Below are 9,830 nucleotides of genomic sequence, written 5' to 3'. Positions count from 1 at the left end.
TCAAGGGCTGTTTCTCCGGGGCGGCGCCGTTGCCCCTGGATGTCATCCGGGAGTTCGAGGAGGCCACCGGGTCCCAGATCTGCGAGGCGTACGGTCTTTCGGAGACGTCGCCCGGCGCCACCGTCAACCCCTTCGGCGGCAAGACCAAGGTGGGGAGCATCGGTCTTCCCCTCCCGGACACCGATGTTCGCATCGTCGATCTTGAAACCGGGGAAAAGGAGATGCCGGTAGGTGAGAGCGGCGAGGTCATCGTCAAGGGCCCCCAGGTGACGAGTGGGTACTACAAGCGAGAGGAAGAGTCGAAACAGTCCGTTCGCGACGGTTGGCTCTACACCGGCGATATCGGGATGATGGACGAGGAGGGATACTTCTATATCGTCGATCGGAAGAAAGACATGATCATCGCCGGCGGCTACAATATCTACCCGAGGGACATCGACGAGGTGTTGTTTGAACATCCGAAGGTGGTCGAGGCTTGCGCCATCGGTGTGCCCCACGAGTATCGCGGTGAGACGGTGAAGGCGTTTGTCGTGCTCAAGGAGGGTGAGACCGCCACCGAACAAGAGATGATCGAGTACTGCAAGGAGAAGCTTGCGGCCTACAAGGTTCCGAAGGTCATCGAGTTCATCGACGATCTTCCCAAGAGCGCGGTGGGGAAGATACTCAGAAAAGAGCTTCGGGCCAAGGAAATGGAAAAGATGAAGAAGTAGGTTCACCGTGCCGTCATATTCACTCGGCCCCGGATACATCTCCCGGGGCCGTTTTCATTTGAGGGCCGGCGGTTCCTCCAAGAAAAAGGGCTTTTCTTTTTGAAGGTGATGGATTACAATATTGGGCGGTATGCGGTCACAATCGTTGCGGTCGGGCTGTGTGCGGCGGCGCTTGTGCTCGCAGCGACGGTCATCCTTTCGCCGCGTGTATCCGGATGTCCCCGGCACGCCGTCGCGGGTGAGTTGACATGGCGGGCCGTCCCCGTTTCGGCAGGCACCACGGCCGGTGTGGAGCGGGTGCTTGTTCAGATCGGAGACCCCGTGAGGACGGGGGATCTGCTGATTCGACTTGACGCGGAAAGCACAGGAACCGCCCTGGATAACGCCAGGGGGCGGCTGGAGGCGGCAAAGGCGGAACTGGATGCCGCGGAGATGTCGCTTGAGTCCGCGATCGATCAGCTCGAATACGCCAGAGGGAGACATATCTGGACCCGCTCCATGTACGAGCGGGGGGCCGTCGCCCGGATGGAGCTTGTCCGGACAGAGGGCGAGCGGGAGTTTGCCGAGCGCCTGGAAGAGCGGGCCCGGGTCGAATCCGAGGCGGCGAAGAGAGAATACGACGAAGCCCGTGACACCCTGGCCCTGATGGAGGGCCGCTTCGACGCGGCAATTGTCACCGCTCCCGCCGATGGGTTTGTTTCATCCCTGTATGCCTGGGAGGGCGGCTCGTTCCTTCGGGGCGAGGAGATGATGACCATCGTCGTCGCCGGGGAAATATACGTTCGGGTGTCCGATATGCCGGATGCACACGTCGAGTTGGGAATGGACGTGTGGATCGTGGCGCTGACCCCGCTTCCCCAGGTTTTTACCGGGTACGCGGCGGCATATGACGCGGAGGGGAGGGTCCTTTTTCGCCTCAGGCTGGACGGGAAGGAAAGCTACCGGGGGCTCTTCGTGATGGGGGAGCGCATACTGATCGCGTATTAGTGTCTCTGAAGAGGAGGTATGGATGGAGCTGCTTGCATTGGGCGCCGGGGTGTTGTTCCTGCTTGTATTGGGGGTGGTGGTGGTCGCCACGATGGTGTCCGCCTTTTTCATCTGGATCGGGGCGAAGATCTCCGGGGTAGAGAACGCGACGTTTATGAAGTCCTTCTGGGCCGCCCTGGTCTCCAGCGTTCTCATCTGGGTGCTGGCGGCGGTGATAAACGCCCCGGGATGGATTATCGGCCTGCTCGTTTCTCTGGTGGTGATAAAGGCGATATTTAAAACGACCTGGGGGAAGGCGCTATTAACCTGGATTTTCCACGGCGTCGTCCAGTTCGTCCTGCTGATTATTGTTGTTTTGATACTGGTCGGCATGGGTGTCGCCGTGGGGGCGTTGTTGTTGATATAGGGGAGCATGGGACCGTTCGGGTGGGGAGTCCCTGGGTGGGCCCGTGAAGGTTCATGGCTGTGTCATCCCGCATGCGGGCGAAAAAAGTCTGTGATGCCCGTCCGGGGCGGCCGTGATAGGATGTCTCCTATAAGACCTCTTAAAGACGTTATATGCCATGTATGTCATTCCGTACCTGATCTTTTTTTCGATGAGCTTTCTGCTCGCGGCCCTGGTGACCTGGTTTTCCGTCTGGCTCAGCGCCCGGATGGTCGGCTCGTTCGACGTCGGCATCGGCAGGTCTCTGTTGACCTCGCTGTTTTCCAGCATCATCATCTGGTCGTTGGCGTATCTGATGATGCTGCCGAAGCTCGTGGGTCTGGACTTCACCGAGTCGCTCTATGCCGAGGCCCTTGGGGCCACATGGGATATGGCCCCTGCGGTGGGGTGGGCCGCGGGCGCCGTGATTATGCTGATCGTGGTGAAGCTCATCGCCGATCAGCCCTTTTTGAAAACCCTGGCCATGTGGCTCGGGGGGCTCATCACCCAATTCATCGTACTGGTGTTGGTGGAGCTGACCCTGACGTACGATATGATGGAGACGGTTATTTCATAGCAAGGCATCACCGAACCGAAGGGACCTCTTCCATGACGATACGGGACATCAGGTATGATACAGCCGATTGACGCCGTCGGGCGTGAGATCGCCGAAGGGATCCGGGGCGTCTTCTTTGACATAGACGATACCTTCACGCTCAATGGAAGGATACCCGCGGCGTCTTTCCGTGCGCTGTGGGATTTGTGGAATGCGGAGATTACAACCGTCCCCATCACCGGGAGACCCGCCGGATGGTGCGACCATATCTCCCGGATGTGGCCCGTCTCCGGCGTCGTGGGGGAAAACGGCGCCTTCTATTTTCGGTACGATCAGGGGAAGAAGCGTCTTGAGCGGCGGTTTTTCATCGAGCCGGAAGAGGCGATTCAAAACCGGCGGCGGCTTCGGGATATCGGAGACGAGATTCTCAAGCGGGTGCCGGGGAGCGCCCTCGCGTCTGACCAGGAGTATCGCCTGTTTGACGTGGCGATTGATTTCACCGAGGACGTGCCGCCGCTCTCCCGGGAGAGCATCCAGGCGATCTGCGATATCTTCGCGGAATACGGCGTGACCTACAAGGTCAGCTCCATCCACGTCAACGGCTGGTTCGGCGACTACGATAAGCTGACCATGACCAAGCTGTTCGCCCGGGAGGTATTGAGCGTCGATCTTGAATCGATGCGGGATCGGTACCTGTTTGTGGGAGACTCCCCCAACGATGAGCCAATGTTTTCCTTTTTTCCTCACAGCGTCGGGGTCGCCAACGTGAAGGATTTCCTCGATCAGATGTACCATCCCCCCGCATACATCACCGAACACCCCGGGGGCGAGGGGTTCAGCGAGCTCATCGGGCTCTTCTTGGCACGACGGGGGAAATGACGGACACGAACAACTTCACCGATGGAACGATATATCATCTTGGAAAGGAGTGTGACATGTGGATTGAGAAATTTTCAAAAAACTCCTACCGCTCGATCCTGAAATGGGGTGAGGCGGACAAGTATCATCATCCCAGCGATCACCTGCTGGAGTTTATCAAAGAGACATTCAACTATACCGATCGGGACATCCAGGAAAAACAGATGCCGGGACTGGGCGAGGTAAAGGACCTTGCGAAGTCGAAGTTGACCGATAAGGACCTGAAAGCGATAACGGACATCGTCGGAAAGGAGAACCTCGATACCGGCGATTACGATCGGGCGAAGCACGCATTCAGCTATACCTACCTGGATGTGCTGACCGCGCGCATGGAGAAGGTGCCCCATCCTCCGGACGCGGTGGTATATCCCAGAAGCGAAGAGGACGTCGTGGCCCTGGTGGAATACTGCAACGGGAAGAAGATCCCGATCACCGCGGTGGGCGGTCGCTCGTCGGTGACGTTCGGCATATCGCCCAAAAAGGGCGGCGTCAGCCTGGATATGACCCGTCACCTGAACCGGGTTTTGGAGGTGAACGAGAAGAATTTCACCTGTCGGGTGCAGCCCGGCATGTACGGGCCCGCCTACGAGGAGCATCTGAACAACTATCGGAGCGAGCGGATTAAAAACGGCTTTACCTGCGGCCATTTTCCCCAGTCGTTCGAATTTTCCTGCGTCGGCGGATGGGTGGTCACCCGGGGCGCCGGCGGACAGTCCACCGGCTACGGAAAGATCGAGGACATGACCATCTCCATGCGGGTGGTGACGCCGAAGGGGGTTCTCGTGACGAAGCCCTATCCCGCCGCCGCCATCGGCCCGGACATCGACCAGATCATCCTGGGGAGCGAGGGGGCGTTTGGGATCGTCACCGAGGTGACGTTGAAAATCCGGGAGTACAATCCCGACGACCGTCACATGTTCTCCTGGTTTTTCAAGGACTGGGAGGAGGGGCTGGCTGCCATGCAGGAGATCATGCAGGGGGGATTCGGCTATCCCTCGATGCTTCGGATATCCGATCCCGAGGAGACCGACATTGCCCTGAAGCTCCAGGGGATGGAGAACACCATCGTGGACAGCATACTCAAATTTCTGGGCTACAAGCCAGAACGACGGGTGCTTCTGCTGGGCGCCTCCGAGGGAGACCCGGATCACGGGAAGCTCATCAAAAAAAAGGTGAGGAAGATCGCGAGACGACACGGCGGTTTCGGTGTGGGGCCGATGGGAGTGAAGGGATACTGGAAGCGGCGGTATTCCGATCCCTACATGAAGGACGATCTGATGGATATCGGCATCATCTCCGACACCCTGGAGACGAGTTGTACCTGGGAGAATATCCATCATGTCTGGAAGGAGGTCAGGGACGTCATCAAGGCGCGGCCCAAGACCATCTGCATGGTTCACGCGTCCCATGCCTACGAAAACGGCGCCAACCTCTATTTCATTTTCCTGTCGCCCATCGAGCGGGGCAGGGAATCGGAGGACTATACGGCGTTTCAGCACTCCATCATCGACGCCATCGTGAAGAGCGGCGGGAGCCTCTCGCACCATCACGGCATCGGAAAGATGTTCGCCCCCTGGTATGAAGAGCACGTGGGGCCGGTGGCCTTCGGCATCATCAGGGCCGTCAAGGACCACCTCGACCCGAACGGCATCATGAATCCGGGAGGAACGCTGGGGCTGGATTTCGAGGGGAAAAAGAGGAAACCATAACAAGGATACAAACGGGGCGGACGCGCCCGAAAGAGAGGGAAGACAGCGGCCCGGGGAAACCGGCGCCGCTGTTTTTTTATAAATGATTGAGAGGACATCGCAAGTACGAAGATATTGATATCAATCCTGTAACTCGTGATGCCTCGAAGTATATTCACTGCGATGATTTTGTTATCAGTCGGACTTATACATCCTGTCGATGAGGCCGGCGTAACGGCGCATGATGACGTTTCGCTTGATCTTGAGGGAAGGGGTGACCTCGCCCCTCTCTTCGGTGAACGGCTCCCACAGGAGCGTGAATTTTCGTACCTTCTCGAAGCGGGGAAGCAGCGCCTGGGCCTCCTCTATGCGGGAGGTGTAATAGTCCCTGACGCTCGTGTTTTCCACAAGCTCCCCCACCCGGGAGAACGAAATCCCGCGGCTTTTGGCCCAGTCGACCAAGCGCGACATCTCGGGGACGATCAGGGCGCTGAGATATCTGTGGTTTTCTCCCACCACCACCGCCTGGTGAATGAAGGGATCCAAAACAAGGGTGTTTTCTATCCGCTGGGGCGCCACGCATTTTCCCCCCCGGGTGACGATGATATCCTTCTTGCGGTCGGTGATGAGGAGATAGCCGTCATGGGTGAGGCTCCCGATGTCGCCCGTGTGAAACCAGCCGTCATCGGCAAACACCGCACGGGTGGCGTCCTCATCGCGATAATATCCTTGGGAGACCTGGGGGCCGCGAACGATGATCTCGCCCTCGTCGTCGATGGTGATTTCCGTGTTCTCAAGGGCCGTGCCGACGGTCCCGTAGCGAAAGCTCTGTGGCCTGTTGACGGTCAATACCGGGCCGGTTTCCGTCAGGCCGTATCCCTCCATCACCGGCAGACCCGCCGCGTAAAAGAACATCCCCAGCTCCCGTTTTAGCGGTGCGCCGCCGCAGGCGATATATCGTATCGACCCGCCGAATCGATCGCGGAAGCGGGAAAAAACGAAAAAGTCCAGAAGTGAATTTTTGAGCCGCAAGAGTAACGGCACCTTCTCGCCGCGCATGCGGTGCTCCACCTCCCGAAGGCCGAGCCTCCCGGCCAGGGAAAAGAGCTTTTTGGTGTGTGTCGGCCCCTGTTCCAGGCGGGACGATACCTGGGAGTAGATGGTTTCCAGGATGCGGGGCACCACAACCAGTATGCTGGGTCGGAATCCCTGCAGGGCGACATCCAGGGCCTCGATGCCCGGGGGAAAGGCGATCGACGCACCGGTAGAGATGGGAAGATAACAGCCCACCGTCCTCTCGAAGGAATGGGACAGCGGCAGTATCGAGAGGAACCGATCCCGCTCGTTGATGTCGAAGGCGTCTTTCAGGGCCGCAACATTCGAAAGCACGTTTCGATGAGAGATGATAACCCCCTTGGGCATCCCGCTGGTGCCGGAGGTGTAGATGAGGGTGGCGGGCTCGTCCGGGGATGTGCGTGTAGGGGTGACCGTATCTTTTCCGGTCGACAGCATTTCACGGCCCAGGTCGAGAAGTTCGTCCCAGGAGACCTGCCGCCGCAGATCCTGTGTCTCTTCCGGGAACGTGCCCAGGTGAAGAACGGTGGATACATCGGGAGTGTACTTCGCGATATCCCGGGCGACGTCGGAGGTATTCCTGCTTCCCACGATGATGACCTTTGCGCCGGAGTTGTTTACGATATGGGTCGCCTGTTCCCGGTCGATGGTGGTGTAGATCGGCACGGAGATGATTCCGGCCGTCTGCATGGCGATATCGACGAGCACCCATCGTGGGGAGTTGGGGGCGAACAGGGCGACGCGGTCCCCGGATGTGATGCCGACGCCCCGAAACCCTGCGGAGATGTGCCCGATAATTTCCCGTGCCTCCCGGTAGAGTATCGTCTCCGCCGCATCGCCGGACTCGTCCAGGCGAAGAAGAAACGGGCGATCCCCGTGTCGCTCAGCGGACCGAATGAAGAGCGAACCCAAATTGATATCCGGGGCTGAGTCCTTTTCGTCCGTATCGTCCTGATCCATGGTGCCTCCCATTCTGAGGGTTGTATTCTCTTCGTGTCCGTCCGCCTACCGGTCCGGCATCCGCCTGTGTGTATCGTCCTGTACGGCCGAGCCGTTGTCTCCCAGGGGGAGTTTCATCTGCCGATGCGGCACAAACCGATCCGACCGACGGTCGGGCGACGCAGAACAGTTGTCTCCGGGAAGATCGGGATTCTTGCAGGCGCATACCGTAAGAGTGATGCCGCGCCTGGCGGCGCTTTCTCCGGCCCGGTCATATATCCTCTCCCGAACGGTTCCGGCCACAAGCTTGCTCATCGTGGACGATCCGACCATGCGCCAGTCCGATCCCGTAAACAGTGCCTCGATCAGCCGGCCGGATACCGGGGGCAGCTTCTCCATCAGTTGTTCGTGAATGGCGGGTCTGAGGTGAAGGGCGCTGATGGACGCCCGGATAATCCCCCGGGCCGACAGCTCGCCGAAGAGGAGGTCGAAATCCCTTTGTGAATCCGTGACGAAGGGGATAATCGGATCGATGCGCACATCGGTCCGAATGCCCGCATCCATGAGCCGCTCGATGTTCACAAGGCGTTGGGTCGGTGTGGCCGCGTGGGGCTCGAAGGTACGTTGGTAGTCTTCCGATACGGACACCATGCCGATCCGGGCGTCGACAAGGGACGCCAGATGGGGAGCGTTTTGTATCAGGTCGAAAAACCGATTCGGGATAACGCCCTTTGTGAGAAACGAGACGGCGATGTGTCGTTTCAGGAGAATTTCCATCAGCCGAACGGACGTGTCGAGTATATCCGGGTGGGGCTGGAAGGAATCGGACGCCGTATTGAAGAGGACATATGAAACCGGATGTCTCTTTCGATCAAGCTCCCCGGGAAGGCGTGCGACCAGGTTCGAAAAAAGAATCACCGTATCCGGATTCGACAATCCCGGGTATCCCCGTGCGTAGCAATAGACACAGCGGTGCATGCACCCCTGAGTGACATTGATCGTGGGAATGCCCGAGAGGCATCCGAAAGTGCCCTTCCTGAGAACGGCGGTTTTCTTTTCTCTGGTTGCAAGGATTGTTTGCACCACTGTGTTAAGGCCTCCGGGCGAGGCGGGTTTCACATTCGGGACTCTGTGGAGGAAGGTGGTTGGAGTGACGCTCTTTTTGGGAATACGGCGCCTGCCCCGGCGGATGATTCAGCGTGATGTGCCCCTGAGGGTTTTCACTTCCTTTTCCAGCGCCTCGATTTTCTCCATCATTTCGGCTTTTTCCCTGTTGTAATACAGCAGGTTGCCGTAGTCTTCCCGACAGGTCTCAAGCTCCTGTTGAAGTTTCTCGACTTGGCGTTCAAGTTCGATAATCCGCTCCACCAGCTCTCGGTTTTCGTGCTCTTTGAGCCGGGATTCATACAGTTCCTCGGGACTTGGAGTGCATCCGATCAGAAACAATATCAGCGTCAGACAGAAAAAAATCGAAAAAAACAGTCCTCTTCGGCGCGAGTTTCCGGGTGCGATCATTCGTTTCCTCCACCTTTTTTCATCACACAGATAAGAGTACCGTTTCTCATGTTTTTAGTCAATAATTTTTCTTGAAATGGGAATATATATGAAGCGTTGAAAAAAAGAAAGGCATACATGGTCTGTATATCCGTTTTATTGTCCCGCAAACGTGCTATTGTATAAACGAATACCTGTGTGGTACACTATACGTACGAATAATTGATGGTAGATACGGATGATGTGTGAAGTGTGTAAACGGACAAGCCGGGTATTTAAACAAATCACACAAGTGAATGGAGAAAAGATCGAATGGGACAAAAACCGCAACGCATTCTGATCGCCGAAGATCACACGCTACTCAGAAGGGCGCTGACGGTACTGCTGGAGAATCATGATCGATACGTCGTCGCCGGCGAGGCGTCGGACGGCTTTGAAGCGGTCAAGATGGCATGTTCTCTTGTCCCCGATGTGGTGTTGATGGACCTTTCGATGCCGAAGATGAACGGTACCGAGGCGATCATCGAGATAAAAAAACAGTGCGCAAACACCAGGATTCTGGTGCTCACCGCCCATGACAACGAAGAGATGATTTTTGAAACCCTGAGGGCCGGCGTGAGCGGATACATCCTCAAGGACGATACCGAGACCGAATTGATGAACGCCATAGACGCCGTTGCCGCCGGAAAGACCTACCTGAGCCCGGGGATTTCAAGCAGGGTCGTTAACGGATACCTGACGGGAAAGGGGGCGGATCGGGCTTCGACGCCCCTTGTGGACCTATCCGCCCGGGAGCGTGAGGTCCTCAAGCTGATCGCCGAGGGATACAAAAATAAAGAGATCGCGGATCTCCTCTACGTCAGCGAGACGACGGTCAGAAAACATCGCGCCAACATCATGGAAAAGCTGGACCTTCACAACGCATCTGCGCTGACCGCCTTCGCTATAGAACACGGTCTTCTTGAATGACGGATGATGGCTGTGCCGGAGGACGACGATGTTTGGCCGTCGCACGCGGCCCCGTATGCGATCACGCCCCG

The 9,830-nt window shown here is 57.6% G+C and carries 10 protein-coding genes; 7 read left to right on the top strand and 3 right to left on the bottom strand.

Features of this window, described 5'->3' with window-relative positions; genetic code table 11:
* From JW885_09780 to JW885_09755, 6 genes are all read left to right on the top strand, one after another.
* The coding region (locus JW885_09780; GenBank protein MBN1882452.1) for an AMP-binding protein at positions 1-710 on the top strand (710 nt) is incomplete at its 5' end.
* 108 nt (positions 711-818) lie between these two features.
* Positions 819-1,697 (top strand): biotin/lipoyl-binding protein, encoded by an 879-nt coding sequence (locus JW885_09775; GenBank protein ID MBN1882451.1) that lies wholly within the window; start codon positions 819-821, stop codon positions 1,695-1,697.
* Between the two features lie 22 nt (positions 1,698-1,719).
* Entirely contained in the window at positions 1,720-2,103 is a 384-nt protein-coding gene (locus JW885_09770; GenBank protein MBN1882450.1) for a hypothetical protein, read from the top strand.
* 190 nt (positions 2,104-2,293) lie between these two features.
* Positions 2,294-2,698, top strand: a complete 405-nt coding sequence (locus JW885_09765; GenBank protein MBN1882449.1) for a hypothetical protein — start codon at positions 2,294-2,296, stop codon at positions 2,696-2,698.
* A gap of 54 nt (positions 2,699-2,752) precedes the next feature.
* Complete coding sequence (locus JW885_09760; protein MBN1882448.1) at positions 2,753-3,556, top strand: HAD-IIB family hydrolase; 804 nt, start codon at positions 2,753-2,755, stop codon at positions 3,554-3,556.
* A gap of 56 nt (positions 3,557-3,612) precedes the next feature.
* Positions 3,613-5,304 carry an FAD-binding oxidoreductase gene (locus tag JW885_09755; protein MBN1882447.1) on the top strand — a complete coding sequence of 564 codons (1,692 nt, stop codon included), beginning with the start codon at positions 3,613-3,615 and terminating at the stop codon, positions 5,302-5,304.
* 174 nt (positions 5,305-5,478) lie between these two features.
* Here the strand turns inward: JW885_09755 and JW885_09750 are convergent, their stop codons facing one another.
* From JW885_09750 to JW885_09740, 3 genes are all read right to left on the bottom strand, one after another.
* Positions 5,479-7,317 carry a long-chain fatty acid--CoA ligase gene (locus JW885_09750; protein ID MBN1882446.1) on the bottom strand — a complete coding sequence of 613 codons (1,839 nt, stop codon included), beginning with the start codon at positions 7,315-7,317 and terminating at the stop codon, positions 5,479-5,481.
* A 45-nt stretch (positions 7,318-7,362) separates the two neighbouring features.
* On the bottom strand, positions 7,363-8,382 hold the full coding sequence (locus JW885_09745) for a radical SAM protein (protein ID MBN1882445.1): 1,020 nt from the start codon (positions 8,380-8,382) through the stop codon (positions 7,363-7,365).
* A gap of 108 nt (positions 8,383-8,490) precedes the next feature.
* On the bottom strand, positions 8,491-8,811 hold the full coding sequence (locus JW885_09740) for a hypothetical protein (protein ID MBN1882444.1): 321 nt from the start codon (positions 8,809-8,811) through the stop codon (positions 8,491-8,493).
* 291 nt (positions 8,812-9,102) lie between these two features.
* Here JW885_09740 and JW885_09735 point away from each other — a divergent pair, with 291 nt between their 5' ends.
* A complete protein-coding gene (locus JW885_09735) occupies positions 9,103-9,759 on the top strand; it encodes a response regulator transcription factor (GenBank protein MBN1882443.1) in 657 nt (218 codons plus the stop codon).
* Positions 9,760-9,830 lie beyond the last annotated feature (71 nt).

This window comes from Candidatus Zymogenaceae bacterium (assembly GCA_016931225.1).
GTDB lineage: Bacteria > Desulfobacterota > Zymogenia > Zymogenales > Zymogenaceae > JAFGFE01.
Note: the sequence above shows the minus strand (reverse complement) of the source record. Positions and strands in the feature narration are given on the sequence as shown.